Source organism: Rothia sp. HMSC036D11, assembly GCF_001814205.1.
GTDB lineage: Bacteria > Actinomycetota > Actinomycetes > Actinomycetales > Micrococcaceae > Rothia > Rothia dentocariosa.
In genome coordinates this window covers 259,627-277,350 of the sequence record NZ_KV815278.1, presented here as the reverse complement: position 1 = coordinate 277,350, position 17,724 = coordinate 259,627, and the positions used below count along the sequence as shown (strand labels likewise).

The window sequence follows — 17,724 nt, the reverse complement described above, 5'->3', positions numbered from 1 at the left end:
ATCTCGTGCCACTGAAACCTGTTGATCGTCTTCCTCACTCGCTGTCGCTGCGAACCCAGCTGGTGCTGGTGACCTCGGTACTCATTGCGCTTGCCATCGCGGTCACCTCGCTCGTGGCGATTTCGGCATTGCGCGCCCAAATGGTGCATCAGCTCGACGAAGAGATGAAGGCGAGCTCTTCCTCGCTCGTTTCCTCCGTCGGAACCTCGCAGACCCGGCAGGACGGGGCGGTCGGCTCGTACCGGGTCTATGTACTCGATCAGCACGGAAACGTGCTGTACTCGATTGCGGGAGCCGATCAGCAGGCGGAAAACGAGCCGGTTCTGACCGGCTGGGATTCCGAAAAGGTCAAGAAATACCACGAAACCGGCACGACCGTGAACTCGCGGACAGGCTCTAACGACTGGCGTATTATGCCGATTTCTTTGGAGTCTTCAACCAACGGCCAGGCATCTTCAATGGTGATTGCCCTGCCGCTGAAGCAGACGAACCAGGTGGTCGCGTTGGTTGGGGTGCTGACCTTCGCGTTCGGGCTTGCCACACTTGCCGCTGCAATCGCGATGACCTGGGTTATTGTGACCCGCACCTTCGAGCCGCTGGCGCGTGTGGAGCAGACCGCCGCGAAGATTGCCGCCGGGGATCTCTCGCAGCGCATCGAGGATTACAACCCCAGCAACGAGATCGGCAACCTGGCAATCTCGCTGAATACTATGCTCGCGCAGATTGAGAGTTCATTTAATGCACAGGCGAAGTCAGAGGCGAAGATGCGCCGGTTCGTGGGAGACGCCTCGCACGAGCTGCGCACCCCGCTGGTGAGTATTCGCGGGTACTCCGAACTATACCGCCAGGGCGCCCTGCCCAACGATGAGGCCGTGGCAACCGCGATGGGGCGCATCGAGTCCGAGTCGAAGCGCATGGGCCAGCTGGTCGAGGATCTGCTCACGCTGGCGCGCATCGACGAACGCCGCGAATCTAAACTCGCCCCCTTCGACCTGTTCCACCTGGCGGTTGATGCCAGCAACGACGCCTACGCAACGTCGCCGGATCGTGAAGTCTCGCTGGTGGGCCTTACCGACGATGTGGCCCCCACAAGTGCACCCGTGATCGGCGACGAATCGCGGATGCGCCAAGTGGTCGCCAATCTGCTTACCAACGCGATGCGCTACACTCCGGCGGGCACACCCTTAGAAATCGCGGTTGGCGTGCGCGAAGATGTTCCCGGATACCCGCTCTCGGTTATTGAGGTGCGCGATCACGGCCCGGGTATTCACGGTGAAGATCGCGAGCGCGTGTTCGAGCGTTTCTACCGCACCGATACCTCGCGTTCGCGTGAGACCGGCGGCACCGGGCTGGGGCTGTCGATTGTGGCGGCGATTTTGGAGCAGCACGACGGTTCTGTGCATATTGAGGAAACGTCCGGAGGCGGTGCGACCTTTGTGATTAGCCTGCCATTCTATCCGGCGCCGGTGATAACCGATAACGGTGTTTCGCAGTAGCCGCTGGGCGGAGATATAGTTCGTCATAGTTCGGCTGGTGCGGATGAGAAACCGCATCCCATGCCGGTTTTAGGACGCTCTCGGACTGTGGATAACCGGTTTTTGTGTCCCGCGCGGGCAGTTATCCACAGACAGTAAGGTTCGCGGGCGCATCGCGATGGGCGTTTCTCTAGGGTAGATGGTGAGCGCTGCACGGCATTGAATTCTACGGCAGAATTTCACGTGGTCGGCAGCTTTCGAAAAACCTTTACACTCTACCCAGGAGGAATATCATGGCACAGTTCGTCGTCGATTCAGAGACTATTGCAGCGAAGGCAGCCCAGGCTAAAACCCAGGTCGCTAACATTAGCGCCGAGGTTACCGGGATGACCGCATCCCTACAGGATTTGCAGGGTTCGTGGACGGGCTCGGCATCGACGAACTTTCAGGCGGTGCTTGATAATTGGCGCGGCACCCAGAAGCGTGTGGAAGAGTCGATTACCCAGATTAACGAGGCTCTAGACCGTGCGGGTGTGAACTACGCGGAGACTGAAAACGCGAATGCTGCGATGTTCGTGGGCTAGGTTCCAGAGCCGCACTATGTGCACTGAACTTTAACGAGATAGCACGCGGGGCTGCCGTGAAGGATTGATAGCGGACTTCACGGCAGCCCCGGTTTTTCTTAGGCGCAGATGATCTGGTGACGTCGGTTCCCGCGCGGACTGCGCCGATTTATGCGGGCGATGTGCGAGCTTAGGATGCGGTAGTCTCTTGCCTAAACCGCAGCCGCCACCCGTTCGGGGCTGCTGCCGTGTCGTAATGCCACAGGCTCGAACGATTGACCCGTCCGCGTGCCGTCTGCACTGCCGCCATGATGAGCACATTATGATCATCGACAACCTGCACGCCCTGTTTGGCGGGGCTGCCCTGCTGGGTGAAGGCGCGCGCACGGTACGCAATGGTGTCGGCACGGCTGACGGAACGACCGGTCGCGGTCACCCATACCAGACGCTCGTGCAGCAGCGCAGAAATCTCGGATTCGCTCATGCTCCCGCCGCGCATCTCAAGCTCACGTTCGGCGTGCACGGCATCTTCGGGGTTCGGAGCGGAAAGTTCCGGTTGTGCAGGTGCCGGTGCGGCGGTTCCCGTGGGGGCGTCTTTAACGGGCGCAGGCTCTTCGGGCACGGCATTTTCCGTGGCACTTCCCTGAGAGTTATTCTCCTGCTCGGCTTCCTCGAACTCTTCGCCTTCAAATTCTTCGTTCTCTTCAGCTTCTGATTCGGCAAGTTCCTGCTCGGCGAGCGCTCGTTGCTGCGCCTGCGCCTCACGCTCTGCGGCACGTGCGGAGGCTTCGGCAAGTTTCGTTTTCCGCTCCTGCACCGCCTGCGGATCGGGGGCGGTAACGGCGGATGCGGGCTTGAGAATCCCGTTGAGTTTCAGGGAGTCAAACCCCTGGCGTGCGCGTTCCACCTCGGTCTCGGTGAAATCTTCGAGGCTCAGGTGCGCATCCGCAGCGAGAGTATCGGGGTCTTGGGCGTGGGCGTGGTTCTCGGTTTCACGAGTTTGGGCGGCTTGGGTGCTCGGGGCGCTCTGTTCACCCGTTGTACGGGGCGAACCGGGAAATCCCGGGCCGGTTTCGGGTTCTCGCCCCTCTTTGAAGGCCTGTGCGGCTGCGTTCGCGCGGGAGTCTGCGGCCTCGTTCAGCTCGTGCCCAGCATGCCCTTTAACCCAGACCATCTCGTAGTCCCTGCCGGTGCTTGCGGCATCGAGCGCTTCGAGCAGGTCACGATTCTGCACGGGTTTACCGTCGGCCTTTTTCCAGCCGCGTTTCTTCCACCCGGGCATCCACTGGGTGAGGGAGTTAATCACGTACTGGCTGTCGCAGTAGATCAGAAGTTTGCTCTCGGCGCGGTGTGCGGTCGCCTCAAACAGGTCGAGAACTGCCTTGATCTCGCCCATATTGTTGGTACCGTGCTCCCAGCCCCCTGCCGCCCAGTGGTTCTCGTCAATGTACCATGCCCATCCGGCAGGCCCGGGATTACCAAGCGCGGAGCCGTCAGCCGCCGCAATAATCTGATTCTGCATGCTCTCGACTTTACCTTACACGCTCGTAAAGCGCAGAGTGTGGCGTCAGTTCATGAAGCTCTAGGTTTCGTAACGTCGCTCAGGTTCCAGGCGGCGGGCAGGTAGACTTAGGGTATGACCATCCACTCTATGTCTTCCGGGGATGCGGATGTTTCACGCACGCACATCAGTGTATTTACCCTGCCCACCCGCACCTTTACCGGTGGGTTAAGGTTCACGTGGCTTGACTATGTAGGCGAGGAAGCTCGGCGCAAGGCGGCGTCGATACACAGCCCGTCGGCCTCGGTGAGTTACCTGGCGACTGAAGCCCTCATGCGGGCCTTGGCTGCGCCTCGGCTGGGTATTTCGGGGCGGAGCGCACGCACGATCACGGTGGATCGGTCATGTCGGCTCTGCACGAGCGGTAAACCGCACGGTAAGCCGCGCATTGCGGGCGTGAATTTCAATATGTCGCAGGTTCCCTCGCTGGCGGCAGGCGGTTTTTGTGCCCAGCAGCAGGTTGTTCTCGGCATTGATCTTGAGGCGGTTCAGGCCTCACTTTTCCCGGGTTTCGCGCGGGTTGCGCTCACCGTCGATGAACGTGCCGCCTATGAGTCTCTGCCGCCAGGCCAACAGCAGGCGGCGGGAGTTGCCATCTGGACCGCGAAGGAGGCAGTACTCAAGGCAACCGGGCACGGACTAAGTGTTTCACCGCAGACGGTGCAGATTGAGTGCGATGATGCGACCTTGGCGATGGTCAGCGCATTGTGCGAACCGGCAAACCCGCTGGATGCGCCGGGCAGACAGGATCGCCCCTGCGAGCATGAGCTTTCGGTAAGTCCGCGGGTAAGTGTGCGTGCCACGCTCACTCTGCCCGAAGACTCAGATACGTCAGCAGAGGAAACGTCGGCGGGCGGTGAGGACGCCGATAAGCATCAGACCCCGAAAACCCGCGATATATCGGGCGAAAACGCCCGCGAGGGCGACGAGCGCTCGTTCTTTATCACCTGGTCGGTGCTGACGCTCAGCCCGGTAGCGCATCCAACGGCGGATACGGCGGGGCGGGCGGCGCATCCCGAACGGTTCCTTCTGGCGGTGGCAACCGAAGACACCGTTCCCGTGGTGGATGTGCACTCGGTCGCCACACCGCTGGATGTTAAGCGTCTGCTGGAACCGCCTGCGGCAGCGTATTAATACCCAGCGCGCGCCCGAAACTACCCAGTTTCGTGCCGGTTTCGGTGTGTTCCAGCACCGGGTCTGACTCAGCCACAATGCCCGCGCCCGCATAGAGGATGGCGGTTTGCGCATCAACCTCAGCACAGCGCAGCACGAGCGCCCACTGACCGCTTCCGTCTGCGTTCATATAGCCGACAAGCCCGCCAAAATAGTCGCGGCTAAACGGCTCAAGTTCGGCGATCATACGCCGCGCAGCCTCGGTGGGGGCGCCGCAAATCGCAGGGGTCGGGTGAATGGCGCGCGCACCATCCAGGCAGGTCATACCCTGCTTAAGCACGCCCGAGATGGGGGTGCCCAAATGCCACAGCTGCGGGGTCTGCAGAAGCGAAGGCACCTCAGGAATAGTGAGCTGGCGGGTCATGGGTTCCAGCTGCGCCCGAATATCAGCGATAACGGTCGCATGCTCGCCACGGTCCTTACGCGAAGCCATAAGCCGCTGCCCAAGAGCCTCATCCTCGGCGCTTCCATGCTCGGCGATGCGCGGCGCACTGCCCGCCAACGGGTGCGTTTTGAAGGCGCTGCCTTCCCCGGTATCGGGGTCCGTACTGAAAATCAGCTCCGGCGAGGCACCCATCAGATATGGATGCTCCAACCCGCGGTGACCCTGCGGCAGCTTAACGCTAAAAACAAACGTGTTGGGCTGCTGGGCGCGCAGGTTGTTATACACCCCGGCAAGGTCGAGGGCACCCGGCGCATAATCGGCGCGCAGCAGGCGAGAGAGCACGACCTTATCCAGCTGATGCGCCTTCATACGCTCAACGGCGGTCGCCACCGCCTGCCGGTATCCGGGGTTTTCGCGGCCCTCAATCTGCGTTGGTTCGGCGAGTGTAACCTCGTGCTCGGGCACCGGAATGTCGTCGATCTGCAGGCGTTCGGGCACAAAGAGATGCGCGGGGGCGTTCGGGTCGAAAGGAATTAGACCGACCACGGCGGTACCGGCGGATTCGGCGGCGGCGCGCGCATCCTCAAGGGCGACCTGGCGCAGGGAACCGGCGGTACGCATCACGCGGGTTCCGGTGGCAAACATAAAATCAGGAAGATTATTGCTCACTGATAACGCCTTTCGGGTCTGTTAGAAGGTTGCGCCGCCATCGGCAACAATATTTTGCATGGTGATATGCCGTGAGGCATCGCTGATGAGGAAGGCATTCACCGCCGCAATATCGGCGGGTTCGGCGATGCGCCCGAGCGGAATTCCCAGGCGGAAGGTCTCAGGGCTGCCCGCCACGGGTAGGGCGCTGAGGTCTTCGCCGTTCCAGGCGTCGGTCACCATGGGGGTGCGGGTGGTGCCGGGGTAGACCGTGTTCACGCGAATGCCATGGCGCGCCAGCTGCAGCCCAAAGCTTGACGATACCCGCGCCGCTGAGGCTTTCGAGGCCCCGTAAGCACCGAACTCGGCGCGGGGCACGCGGGCGGCGTTGGAGGCGACCGTCACCAGCGAGCGCGTGTTCTCGGGTGATGTCTGCACCTGCTCAATCATAACGCGCGCGAACTCACGCAGGCACAGGAAAACGCCGTCAGCATTGACCGCATGCAGCCGTTTCCAGTCTTCAAAAGAGGTGTCTAAGAGCGGTTTGCTGTGCACGATTCCCGCCGCCAAGACGGCGCCTTGGATAGGTTCATCCACTTCAGCGGCGGCATGCGCGAGCGCCCGCACCGATTCTTCATCACCCACATTAACGGGGCTGTAGCGGAAGATGGCGTCGCCGTAGGCGGCGAATGATTCGTGCGGTTTGTCCGCCAGATCGGCGGCATACACCGAATAGTTATTCTTGATGAGTTCGTGCACGGTTGCCGCGCCGATTCCGCCGTTTGCGCCGGTCACGATAACCCAGCTCATGCGCATACCTTTAGGAGTTCCGGTTCGTCTGCTGTGACGAGAGCACCGGTGTTGATGTTCTCCAGCACCTCGGCGGTGTTAAGCACGCGGGCGCATCGACCCGAGGCGTATTCGCAGGCCATACGGTGCTCTTTTTCGGTGAAGTCGGCGAGCGCATCCGTGACCATGAAGGGCTGAATATCACGCATGAACGCTTCAAGGGCGGTGGTCAGGCAGCCGATATGTGCGTATATGCCGCCGATAATGAGCTGATCGAGCCCGAGGTCTTTGAGCTGTTCTTCGAGCGGGGAACGCACGAAGGCGGAGTAGCGCCATTTGGTGAGCACGGTATCGGCTTCGGTGGGGGCGAGTTCGTCGAGGATCCGGGCGCTTTCGTCGTCCTGCAGGCCGTCGCCCCAGAAGTCGGTCAGCAGGCGCCTGTCGGCGGGGTTCTGGCGGGGTGGTTGGGCGGTGTAGTAGACCGGGATGTTCGCCGCGTGTGCCGCATCTAGTAGGCGGCGAATATTGGCAATGGCAATGTTGATTTGAGCGTCTGGGAGGGGTTGTCCGTCGCGTTCCAGCTCAAAGGCGCGCACGAAATAGCGCTGCATATCGTGCACGAGAAGCGCGGCACGCGCGGGATCGACCCGCCAGTTTACACGGTTTTGATGTTCCTGTTCGCGGTACGAATAGGGGGCAATCTTGGGTAGCGCCATATGATCTTCTCCTGCCATTGAGTTACAACAGCTTAGGGGGTTCTTAATAGAACGTTTGTCTGTCTGCAAGTACTATATTAGGTCATCCTTAGCTAATAGATATAGACGCCCCGTAACTAAACGAGCTTCCCAACCCGCCGCCGCATCACGACAGCACGGGTTGGGAAGCTCGCAGGCACCCAAAGTCTCCTGTTATTTCAAGGACAAAGTTTAATTCACAGGCACCGCATTCGCCAAAACCTCATTCAGGCCTTCAGTAATTGAAGGGTGGGTGTAAATTTCATCACGTAGCTGCGATGCCGTAATATTGTGGCGCATTGCCAACGCCACAAGGTTGATAACCTCCATAGACTCGACCACCAACAGCTGAGCACCAAGAATCTGGTCAGTCTCGGCATCAATCACAAACTTCATGATGCCGCGCGGGTTTTCCAGGGTCTTCGCACGGGGCATGGCGGCGATAGCGGCAACAGGCTTGGCGGCAACCTTGATGGTGTGACCGGCGGCGAGCGCATCACGCTCAGTGAGGCCGACGGACGAGAGCGGCGGGTTCATGTAGATGGTTGCGGCAACCGCCTGGCGGTCCTTCGTGGAGCGGGAACCGTCACCGAGCAGCTGCGAGAGCACCACGCGGTAGTCATCCAGCGAAATGTAGGTGAACTGCGGGCCGCCGTTAACGTCGCCGAGCGCAAAAATATTCGGTGCCGTAGTGCGCAGGTGCTCGTCGACAACGATTGCGCCATGCTCGGTGGTTTCGATGCTCGTGTTCTCAAGCCCCAGCCCCTCGGTGGCGGGTTTACGCCCGGTTGCGACCATCACGTAATCCACCTCAAGGTGCTTGGACGCACCCTCGGAATCCAGGTAGTTCACGGTTACGGAGTCGGCGTTATCGGTAACGGTCTCTATGCGAACGCCCGCGTGAGCGGTAATGCCCTGGTCGGCGATAATCTCGCGTGCTGCCTGGGCGACGTCATCATCGTAACGCCCGAAAAGCGTGGGAGCGCCTTCAAGCAGGGTTACTTCGGTGCCGTAGGAGGAGAAAATACCGGCGAACTCGACGCCAATGGGGCCGCCGCCGATAATGCCCAGGCGCTTCGGGCGCGGGGTGAGCTTCTGCAACTCGGTGGAGGTGAGCACGCGCTTCGATTCGCGGGCGCCCGGGATAGGCGGGATAGTCGCCACGGCACCGGTGTTGATGATAAAGCAGTCGGCGGTGACGACCAGTTTGTCCTCGCCCGCGGTGACCTCAACCTCGGTATCTGAGAGGAACCGTGCGTGACCGTCAATGAGCTTGGCGGTGGCGTTCGATTCGAGAATCTCGCGGTTCTTCGCGCGCATGGCACCGGTGAGTTTGTCACGGAAAATCACGGCGCTCTCGTAGGCGGCGTTCGCAGCGTCGGCATTGTGTTCGCCGCTGGCACGGAATTCGTCAGCCCGGTGCACAAGCGCCTTGGTGGGCACGCACCCAATATTGATGCAGGTGCCGCCGTACATGTTCGAGGACTGCTCGATCAGGGCAACGTTCTTGCCGGTTTTCGCGTAGGCGCCAGCGAGGGTTTTGCCGCCCTTGCCGAAGCCGATAACGACCATATCGAAGTGAAGGCGCGCGGTAGTCATAGTGTTCTCCCGGTGAAGTTTGAGGTGTTTATAATTTGTGTCTGGTGTTCCGGTGAACTTCAACGGGCGGCGTGTGGCATTTATTCCTGGTTTTTGCAAGAAAACATTAAGTTTTTTGACGCTACGCTGGCGGGCCGTCTACCTTATCTTACGCAGCCTAAAAAGAGCCTTGATGTGAATAAAGCGTTGGAAATCCCGCTTTATTCATATCAAGGCTCTTTTACGCCCAGCAGCGGGGGCACAAGCTACCGCGACACTACGCTTACGCGCTCGCGCTGATGCTCCCCCGACTCAATAAGGTCAATCACGGCGACCGCAAAATCCGCATAGCTAATTTCGCTCTGCCCGGCAGCATTCATCGTTAGCACATCGCCTGCCAGCTGGTATTCGCCCGTGCGCTCACCCTCGGGGTTAAACACCAGGGCCGGGCTCAGGTACGTCCAGGCAACATCGTCGCGGATGCGCAGCGCATCATACGCCTGTGTTTTCGCGATTGACAGCGACTTGAACTCTTCCGGCATAGCGGGCGAGTCTACAAGCCGCTTAGTCTTTGTGTCGTCAGTGTACAGGCTACCGGCACCGCCTATAACGAGCAGGTGGGTTTGGGTGCCGCTGAGCCCATCTGCAAGATGTACTAAATGATCCTTATGCTGGTGGAAGTTTTCAGGAGTCTGTGTGCCGAATGCATCCACCACTGCATCGAACCCCAACAGGTCGTTGCGAGTGAGCGCGAAAACGTCCTTAATAAGTGTGTGCTGCGCCGGGGTGGGGTGTTCGGAACGCATGATAGCGGTAATTTCATGCCCGCGTTCGGTGGCCTCTCGCACGACGAGAGTACCGGCTTTACCGTTTGCACCGATGACTGCGATTTTCATGTTTCCTCCGCGATAAACGTTGTATTCTTAGGACGTATTCAACGCTACCGACGCGATAAACACCTGTGAAGACGGCACTTTAACGTGCCTCAGTTACTTTAAGGAACTAAAGTGTTTAATCAAGACTCCTACACAGATCCTGAGTTACCGCAGTGCCCCGTCGAAGCCACACTGGAGGTTATTTCAACGCGCTGGGGCGCTCTCATTGTGCACTATTTATTGAACGGGCCCCTGCGATATAAAGAGCTTCAGCGCTCGCTCGGCAATATTTCGCAGAAGGTACTCACCGAAAATCTACGCCAGCTTGAGGCTCGCGGAATCCTCACCCGCACTGTCTACGAGCAGGTGCCGCCGCGCGTGGAGTATAAGCTGACCGAGCTGGGGCAGAGCATGCGCACCCTGTTCGATGCACTGTGGGCGTGGGGCGAACGCTATCAGAAGACCGTCGCGCAGCGTTAGTTGTGAAAGAACGGCAGCGGTGAGCGTTATTGCGCCGGCTGGCCTTGGTGTGCCTCAAAATAGACAAGGGCAGTACTGGCTGTTACGCCACCTTGAGCGGTTGGATTGCCGCTATCTGCTCACCCTTGAGGTCTTCCACCATATCGAGCTCATACGTGGTTTGCAGGTTCAGCCAAAACTGCGGTGTTGTGCCGAAGTAGCGGGCAAGGCGCGCAGCTGTATCGGCTGTGATTCCTCGTTTGCCGTGCACGATCTCATTGATGCGCCGGGGCGGCACGCCGATTGCCACCGCCACCTTATTCTGGGTAATCCCAAACCCTTCAATAAAGTCTTCCAGCAGGACTTCTCCGGGATGAATTGGCGCAATTTTGTCAGTGATAGTCAACGATCTCTACCTCCTCAGGTCCTAAGTCGGTCCACCTAAAACATATTCTCCACTGATTATATTGTCTGCATATGACGTGTGGGGCGGCGCGGTAACTGGCAGAAGTACATCCCATCCTGCGGGTTGCTTTGCGTTTCGCAGCTTAAATAGCCTCAAAATAGGTGTGCCTCTGCGCTTTGAAATCTAGACTGGTGGTAGACGTTTTTCTCCCCAAACAAAGGAGCTGTTATGGATGCTCGCGATGTTCTGTGCGAAGCCGCAAGCCGACCCGCCACCGAAGCGAAAGCCCTTGTAAACACTCTGCCCGAAGGGGCGTTGAACGCGCACGCGGGTGGGCATACGAATTCGATCGCCTGGCTGCTGTGGCATTCGGGGCGGCAGATGGATGCGCAGCTCGCGCAGCTGAATGGCGAGCCGCAGGTGTGGCATAATCAGGGGTTCGATGCCCGCTTCAACTTGGGTGAGCTGGGCGATACGGTGGGCTACGGCCACACCGCCGAACAGGCGTGTGCCGTCGTGGTGGAGGATGCCGCGCTGCTGGTTGAATATTTGGGTGCGGCTACCGCGGCGTTGAGCGAGTATATTGCGGGTTTGAGCGAGGCTGATTTGGATGACGTGATTGATACGTCGTGGACTCCGCATGTGACGCGCGGGGTGCGGCTGGTGAGTATGATCGACGATGCCGCCCAGCACGTGGGGCAGGCGGCGTATGCGGCGGGTATTCTCGCGGATGCGGCTGGCTCGGGCGGGGCGGCGTAATGACAGTGAGCACGAACAGAAACGATTGGCGTGACGGCGCGACCGCTAAACAGGTGGCGGCGCTTAGGCGGTTAAGAAAAAGGCTGAGCTGATGAGGCTCGCGCAGGAACACCTCTCCCTCATTCAACTTAAGGATGCGGTTCCCGCTCGGTCTTATAAACTCACCGCCGCAGGACGGGCACTCCTTGACCCCCACCCCGAGGTGGTGGCTAAGCATTCGAAGAAGGATTGATTACAGAATCTTTTCAGAGATAATTTTCGATGGATCTACACCAAGCCTCTGTAGTTTCCTGGATTGCTCGGCTACTTCATCCTTATTGTATTCATTGAGCAACCAGGCTGCGTGCGAGGTTTTAGGGTGATCGATAAGGGCACGGATGTATTCATCGTCAGAATCACCAAAACTAAAACCAATGCATATTATATTGGTTATATCTTCAGGAGTATCCAGGAAATTCTTTAGGGTATCTAATTGTAGGTTCTTTGCAAGTTCTGTATGTAAAGAACGAACGTTATCATCATAGCCTAACATAGAACTCTCATACTTAATTTCTCCAGCATTGTGCCCTACAATAAGACTACCTTCTTTACAACCTCTAAAACCATGAATATACAATATATCCTGATTCTGTATATTATATAGTTCTTGAAGAGTTTCAGTATAATTAAAGCTAACAAAATATCCCTTATGCTCTTTTACATATTTGGAAAATTTTTCTTTCTTTTTATATTTTTCAATTACAATCGTATCCACCCATTCTTGAAAAACTGACTTAAATTCATATGCAGCTCTAGACCAAGCTTGACTTCCATCTTCTAAAATATATCCAGTCTTTCGAATATCAAAATCTCCTTCTTTATCAACAACATCCTCAATTTCATCCCTAATTGACCGGTAATCGATTTTCCCCAAAGCACTTTCCAAATCTGACCATAAATCCTTAATTTCAGAATACCCAAGAATTCCCAAAAAACCTACGATCAGCCCCTCTATATAAGACCACGGTTGTATATCTGCTATTTCCTCAGGAGGAAAATCCCAAACATTATCATTAAAAGATATTAAAATATTCTCAGACTCTTTCAGAAATTCTTCATACATTAAATACTTATATTCAGGTTGTGTATCAGCAATATAATTTTTATAAATGAAATAAGCGAAATGCATATAAGATGTTGGAAGTCCATGTGCAAGATCAAAACCGTTACCAACAATGTAAAGGTTCTTCAATTCTTCACCCCTATATTAGTATTCAGATAATTTTGCTGTATTCAATTACAGCCTAAGCAACATCAACCAGAAGAGTGGAAAAGAAAAGATTTTCATTTTTAATCTTGAGAGTTATCTATATAATATGAAATATACTAAAACAATTTTTTGTAATACCAAATATTATTTCACATTTTTCTTTGCAAGTTTATACGCTTTCTTTAGATCTTTATCCAGATTTTTAGTACTTTTTCCCGAAAATCGCATATATTCCTCATAGGATTTACGAGACTCCAACTGAAGATAAACAGAAAATGCAATTTTAAAAACGTTTAAATCACTACTCTTATCATTTAATTTTTTTATCTTTTTCATCTTCTTAGTACTTCTGGAATCTTTGTTAAAAATATCAATACAATAGTTTATATTTTTTGCAGCATTATTATTAATGTCTACGAATGCTTTAGTTACCTTATTTAGATAAAACCAGACTTCTATAATAGGTATAATAATAAATGCTATAAATATTACAATATCTACTAGCCAATTAGCACTGTAACTAAAAGTAGAAGAATTTATAAGCGCAATAATTATTAAAAAATGCGCATATAATAATGAAAAAACCAAAATAACAACAGCCCCGAAATGGGTTATTGTTTTAAAACCGCGAGGATATATCCTAGAAAAAATACACCAATTAAGTACACTATTATGTAACGCAGCAGAGTAGTAAAACGAAAAAACTATCCCGTAACAAATTGCTCCCAACCATGGGAGGATTGATTTATTGTCTAAACGCAACTCAACCCCATATACAAAACCGCCGATGCCCCAAAGAATGAGAAATTGAAAAATACCGCCTACTGCGACAAAAATAATACCCATCGCATTCCTATTCATGATCAGTTTATTGTTTTCTTTAACCACATCTTTTACCCATGAATTATAGTCTAGTTGAGATGGTAATCTACCCCTTTCTTTCGCCCCGATTACTATATCTTTTAATATCTTGTTATAATGATTTAAATTCTTGCTCTTTTTACTTTTCTTACCCTTCTGTAAGTATAATTTATAAATATAATCGGAAACTCTATGTAAATTTTTATCGCCTCCTTCCACTTTAATTACATTACGATACGAGGACATAATTCGATCGTGTGCTGAAAAATCCTCATTCTTGATATAATTTAAAATAGATAAAACAAACCATGATAAAAATAAAAATACCCATGGTGGTATTTCCGGATCTATTTTAAAATCTTCTTGCATAAAGCCATCCTCTATATTTAAAACTTTACATAAAAATAAAATAAACCAGATAACTCCCAAAAAATTTACAATCATTTCTACATATAATTTATAAGAAAATTTTCTAATAAACTCTTCTGGCGATTTCCAGCTATTCTCATTTTCGTTTCTAAAATTCAAGAAAAGAGCCAATATTAATGTTGCAAAGGACGTAATTATAGATACTTTGAAATTAAATAAAAGTGGCACGATTGATATAGTATTTTTAAATACTTCCAGATAATTGCTAGTTCTTGAATTTTCTGGATAGGTAATAATCATATGGGAGAAACCAAGCACAATACATATAACTATAAACCAAACCCATATTGGATAGAAAATAGAATTAAGAAATTTTTTCCTACCTTCTTTCTGATCTTCTTCGCTTATCCAATTCATGATTCCTTCTCCATTAATCCTATTACAAAAATGGTACGCTGTTGTGTTTTACTGTTTAAACCACTTTTAATTCTTCCTCTTGACTGGCTCAAGTCATTAGACGCTGCGTCGACAGAGCGAATATCTGTTGGTTTTCCAGTAGAGTTTGTAGCCCACCATATTTCTGTCCTCATACTTCAAAATTCAATCACCACCTTAATGTTAAGTTTCTCTCACGCGCTGGATTTTCTGATAGAAACGCCCAAAAATTGTTTGCGACATTTTATGACGCGAAGCCCACGCCAGCGCGTCACCTCGACACACTTCCGCCTCAGACCCGCCACGCTGCGGTCTCATTCGATAAAAACTTGGGAAAACCCACCCGCACGCATCCGGTCGGGGCCGCGTTTACCTATACTCATGAATCTCTGTATACTCATCATCTCCCACCGGTTCCAGCCATTCTGCCATACCTGCCGTGATAACAAGGTGGGAGAACCATGAGTCTGCCGTAGCTCCGTGCCAGTGCTTCACGCCGTCTTTGGCGAGAGCCACATCCCCAGCATGGAGTTTGACGGGTGGCTGGCCTTCTTCCTGGTACCAACCCTCCCCCGCCGTCGCCAGGATGATCTGGAACCCGCCATTATGCTTATGCCAGTTATTACGAACACCCGGCTCGAAACTCACATTCGCCACGGTGACAGGCACATCCGGATCATTCACCAGCGTATTCATGTAGCTAGTGCCGCTGAAATACTGGGCGAGCGCATCGTTCACACCGCCGAGCGGGAACACACCCTCGGTCACTTCAGTCTCGTATTGACTCATGGATTCCTCCGTTTGCCCTTGAAACGTCGTTCAGGCATTAGATTACCCTTAACGTTTCCTTAAACCTAGGATTTTCGGAGAGAAACACCCAAAAATTTTGTTTGTGGCGCTTTATGACGCGAAACCCACAGCGACACGCCGCATCCGCGCGTGCCACCGCCTCACACCCGCCACTCTGCGGGATACCCTAAGAGCACCGCGCGAGCAGATAGGATTTCGACGAAAAGATAGCGAAATGTTATCTTTTCGTCGAAATCCTATCTGCTCGCACGCTTACACTAGTGTTATGTGCCTGATCGCGATGCTGTGGCTAAGTTAGCTGGCTCGATGAAGACCCCAGAAAAACACGAAGCCCTGCCCACGCATCCGGCCTTCGAGACCGCGTTTACCTATATTTCTCGGAGTCCGGGTATTCCTCATCAGTCACCGGGTCGCCCCAAACAGCCTCACCCGCGTTCACCACGATATGCGAAAGCCACGAATCGGCAGCGGCACCGTGCCAGTGCTTCACCCCATTACGGGCGACCGCCACATCCCCGGCGTGAAGTTTGCGGGGCTCCTCGCCCTCCTGCTGATACCAGCCCTCACCGGCGGTCACCAACAAAATCTGGTACCCACCCACATGCTTATGCCATTTAGTACGGGCACCGGGCTCAAAACTCACGTTCGCCACCTTGGCGCTCACCTCCGGGTCAAACACCAGCGGGTAGTTGTAGCTTGACGGCATATCCGGCGCTGTCGATACCGGGTTCACCTCACCCAGCGGGAAAATACCTTCGGTTACTTCGGTCTTAAACTTTGACATCATCTGTTCCTTTCGGCATAGGTTTCATCTAAGAAACCTTCCGTATCTTTAATCTACTCTCGCTGACAACTTCGTGAGAAGCGGTGGGAGGGAGAATGTTGAGGCGGCGACGGGACGTGATGGCAGGGTGATGGTTTTTATTTGAAGCGGCTTGCCCTCATCTCAGGTCCACTGTATCTATCAGTTTGTCATCCCGTGGGTTCCACACCTATTCAGCGAACCTTCCACACCCCACCCACCAGCGTTCTCACCCGTGATAGAATCCACAGTATTATGAGACGCACCACAGACCCTTCGCCTGAGCTCCCTGAACCACCTAAGCCGCGCACCCCAACAAACACACCAGACTCAACCGCAAATCCCACATCCACAGCATCAAAACCAACATCAGCAGCGCCGCTGAACGCACGCGGACAGCTCACGCTCCTGACCGCGCAGGTTTCTGATGCTCTGGCCTCCAGCATCCAAGCTATCGCCATGCCCCTGCTCACCTACGGCGCCACCGGCGACCTCACCCACTCCGCTATCGTCATGGTCGTAGAAGCAGTCCCCGTCATCCTCTTCGCGCCCTTCGCAGGCACCATCGCCGACAAATTCAACCGCAAAACCCTCACCGTCAGCTTCAGAACCGCCAGCGCCGCCCTACTCATCGCATCCCCAGCACTCTACGCCGCCGCAGGACTACCCGCCTTCCTCACCATCGCATTCCTCGTCTCAACCTTCGGCACCTTCTCATCCCCCGCAGCCTCAGCCGCCATGCCTTCTCTGCTCGGCGACGACTACCAAAAATACATGGCACGCCGCGGCAGCCTCATCTTCCTCGCCCAAACCCTCGGCCCCACCATCGCAGCCGCCGTCGCATCCTTCACCACACCAGCCCTCGCCGTCGGATTCGCAGGAACCCTCAACCTGCTCGCTGCCCTCACCGTCGCCACCATACGCAACTACGACCTCACCCACGCCGAACGCACCGCCACCGTACAGGAACACCACACCGGCAGACTCCTGCGCGAAGGCGCCGCCTACACCGCACACAACCCGGTCGTGCGCGGCATGCTCGCCTTCTGGTTCCTCTCTATCGCCGCCGTACCCATCACCACCCTGCCCATGCTCGAATACCTCACCCGCGACCTCGGGCACGACTACACCGCCTTCGGAATCGCAACCTCCGTCTACGCCGCCGGATGCGTGATCAGCTCCTGGCTCTCAGCCAAACTCGGCGTCGGCACAGGCACCGGGCGGGTACGCATAACCAAACGCGGGTGGATGTGCATCTCCGGACTCGGCTACGGCGCCGTCTGCCTGAGCATGGGACTGCACCCGGCACTGTGGGCGGTACTCGTGCTCTGGTTCATCTGGGGCATGTTCTACGGACCCGAAGAAGTGCTCGGGCAAGTCCTCTTCGCAGACGCTATCGACGAGCACATGCGCGGGCGCGTCTACAGCTTCATGGGCGTGATTTTCTCCCTAGCGGGCATGGTCGGGTACCTCATCACCGGATGGGCCGTGCCAGCATTCGGGGCGATCAACACCATTGTTGCCGGAGGGGCACTCTTCATCATCGCCACCGTATTCACATTCATTCTCGGCCCGACCGCACGAGCCATTCGGGTGCAGGAAGCGCGGAATGAGACAAAGGGCCGTGCGGGCGCATGACTTGCTCTGCGTAGCGCATCGACGTATTACCGACTCAAACCCACTACGCTGCGGACTGCCCCGACAGCACCGCGAGCAGATAGGATTTCGACGAAAAGATAACGGATTGCTATCTGCTCGGCGAAATCCTATCTGCTCGCGGAATTGGGTTGAGC

Annotated in this window: 18 protein-coding genes; 7 read left to right on the top strand and 11 right to left on the bottom strand. The window is 54.8% G+C overall.

All coding sequences use genetic code 11. The features are described 5' to 3' along the window. Positions 1 to 5 precede the first annotated feature (5 nt). Positions 6 to 1,496 carry a sensor histidine kinase gene (locus HMPREF2958_RS03435; protein WP_070696625.1) on the top strand — a complete coding sequence of 497 codons (1,491 nt, stop codon included), beginning with the start codon at positions 6 to 8 and terminating at the stop codon, positions 1,494 to 1,496. A gap of 272 nt (positions 1,497 to 1,768) precedes the next feature. Further along, entirely contained in the window at positions 1,769 to 2,059 is a 291-nt protein-coding gene (locus HMPREF2958_RS03430; RefSeq protein ID WP_004005567.1) for a WXG100 family type VII secretion target, read from the top strand. A gap of 169 nt (positions 2,060 to 2,228) precedes the next feature. Here HMPREF2958_RS03430 and HMPREF2958_RS03425 read toward each other — a convergent pair whose 3' ends face one another. Next, positions 2,229 to 3,560 (bottom strand): ribonuclease H family protein, encoded by a 1,332-nt coding sequence (locus HMPREF2958_RS03425; RefSeq protein WP_070696622.1) that lies wholly within the window; start codon positions 3,558 to 3,560, stop codon positions 2,229 to 2,231. A gap of 114 nt (positions 3,561 to 3,674) precedes the next feature. On the opposite strand from HMPREF2958_RS03425, the gene HMPREF2958_RS03420 reads away from it, so the two are divergent. Beyond that, positions 3,675 to 4,733, top strand: a complete 1,059-nt coding sequence (locus HMPREF2958_RS03420) for a 4'-phosphopantetheinyl transferase family protein (protein WP_070696619.1) — start codon at positions 3,675 to 3,677, stop codon at positions 4,731 to 4,733. Here the strand turns inward: HMPREF2958_RS03420 and HMPREF2958_RS03415 are convergent. The 5 genes from HMPREF2958_RS03415 to HMPREF2958_RS03395 form a co-directional block, all read right to left on the bottom strand. Further along, a complete protein-coding gene (locus HMPREF2958_RS03415; protein WP_070696616.1) occupies positions 4,696 to 5,826 on the bottom strand; it encodes an isochorismate synthase in 1,131 nt (376 codons plus the stop codon). The two genes, HMPREF2958_RS03420 and HMPREF2958_RS03415, sit on opposite strands and share 38 nt — an antisense overlap. 21 nt (positions 5,827 to 5,847) lie before the next feature. Beyond that, complete coding sequence (locus tag HMPREF2958_RS03410) at positions 5,848 to 6,615, bottom strand: SDR family oxidoreductase (RefSeq protein WP_070696612.1); 768 nt, start codon at positions 6,613 to 6,615, stop codon at positions 5,848 to 5,850. Beyond that, complete coding sequence (locus HMPREF2958_RS03405; RefSeq protein ID WP_070696609.1) at positions 6,612 to 7,310, bottom strand: isochorismatase family protein; 699 nt, start codon at positions 7,308 to 7,310, stop codon at positions 6,612 to 6,614. Before HMPREF2958_RS03405 ends, HMPREF2958_RS03410 begins: the two co-directional genes overlap by 4 nt. Positions 7,311 to 7,520: 210 nt before the next feature. Further along, positions 7,521 to 8,927: an FAD-dependent oxidoreductase gene (locus HMPREF2958_RS03400; RefSeq protein WP_070696605.1), complete on the bottom strand. Its 1,407-nt coding sequence runs from the start codon at positions 8,925 to 8,927 to the stop codon at positions 7,521 to 7,523. A gap of 245 nt (positions 8,928 to 9,172) precedes the next feature. After that, the gene (locus HMPREF2958_RS03395) at positions 9,173 to 9,802 is read right to left on the bottom strand and encodes an NAD(P)-dependent oxidoreductase (protein ID WP_070696602.1); all 630 of its coding nucleotides are present in this window, start codon (positions 9,800 to 9,802) and stop codon (positions 9,173 to 9,175) included. A gap of 111 nt (positions 9,803 to 9,913) precedes the next feature. Between HMPREF2958_RS03395 and HMPREF2958_RS03390 the strand changes: the two genes are divergently transcribed. Continuing rightward, a complete protein-coding gene (locus HMPREF2958_RS03390; protein ID WP_070696599.1) occupies positions 9,914 to 10,261 on the top strand; it encodes a winged helix-turn-helix transcriptional regulator in 348 nt (115 codons plus the stop codon). An 82-nt stretch (positions 10,262 to 10,343) separates the two neighbouring features. Here HMPREF2958_RS03390 and HMPREF2958_RS03385 read toward each other — a convergent pair whose 3' ends face one another. After that, entirely contained in the window at positions 10,344 to 10,646 is a 303-nt protein-coding gene (locus tag HMPREF2958_RS03385; RefSeq protein ID WP_070696596.1) for a HigA family addiction module antitoxin, read from the bottom strand. Positions 10,647 to 10,874: 228 nt separating this feature from the next. On the opposite strand from HMPREF2958_RS03385, the gene HMPREF2958_RS03380 reads away from it, so the two are divergent. Together HMPREF2958_RS03380 and HMPREF2958_RS10970 are read left to right on the top strand one after the other, a co-directional pair. Next, positions 10,875 to 11,405 carry a mycothiol transferase gene (locus HMPREF2958_RS03380; protein WP_070696593.1) on the top strand — a complete coding sequence of 177 codons (531 nt, stop codon included), beginning with the start codon at positions 10,875 to 10,877 and terminating at the stop codon, positions 11,403 to 11,405. A gap of 91 nt (positions 11,406 to 11,496) precedes the next feature. Next, the gene (locus tag HMPREF2958_RS10970; RefSeq protein WP_168165961.1) at positions 11,497 to 11,637 is read left to right on the top strand and encodes a hypothetical protein; all 141 of its coding nucleotides are present in this window, start codon (positions 11,497 to 11,499) and stop codon (positions 11,635 to 11,637) included. Here HMPREF2958_RS10970 and HMPREF2958_RS03375 read toward each other — a convergent pair whose 3' ends face one another. From HMPREF2958_RS03375 to HMPREF2958_RS03360, 4 genes are all read right to left on the bottom strand, one after another. Next, positions 11,638 to 12,636: an AbiH family protein gene (locus HMPREF2958_RS03375; protein ID WP_070696589.1), complete on the bottom strand. Its 999-nt coding sequence runs from the start codon at positions 12,634 to 12,636 to the stop codon at positions 11,638 to 11,640. Positions 12,637 to 12,798: 162 nt separating this feature from the next. Beyond that, positions 12,799 to 14,301, bottom strand: coding sequence for a hypothetical protein (locus tag HMPREF2958_RS03370; protein ID WP_070696586.1), 1,503 nt, complete (start codon positions 14,299 to 14,301; stop codon positions 12,799 to 12,801). Between the two features lie 387 nt (positions 14,302 to 14,688). Continuing rightward, positions 14,689 to 15,108 carry a cupin domain-containing protein gene (locus tag HMPREF2958_RS03365; RefSeq protein ID WP_070696583.1) on the bottom strand — a complete coding sequence of 140 codons (420 nt, stop codon included), beginning with the start codon at positions 15,106 to 15,108 and terminating at the stop codon, positions 14,689 to 14,691. Between the two features lie 385 nt (positions 15,109 to 15,493). Continuing rightward, the gene (locus HMPREF2958_RS03360; RefSeq protein ID WP_004005581.1) at positions 15,494 to 15,913 is read right to left on the bottom strand and encodes a cupin domain-containing protein; all 420 of its coding nucleotides are present in this window, start codon (positions 15,911 to 15,913) and stop codon (positions 15,494 to 15,496) included. Positions 15,914 to 16,186: 273 nt separating this feature from the next. On the opposite strand from HMPREF2958_RS03360, the gene HMPREF2958_RS03355 reads away from it, so the two are divergent. After that, positions 16,187 to 17,569 carry an MFS transporter gene (locus HMPREF2958_RS03355; protein WP_246828007.1) on the top strand — a complete coding sequence of 461 codons (1,383 nt, stop codon included), beginning with the start codon at positions 16,187 to 16,189 and terminating at the stop codon, positions 17,567 to 17,569. Positions 17,570 to 17,724: the final 155 nt, after the last annotated feature.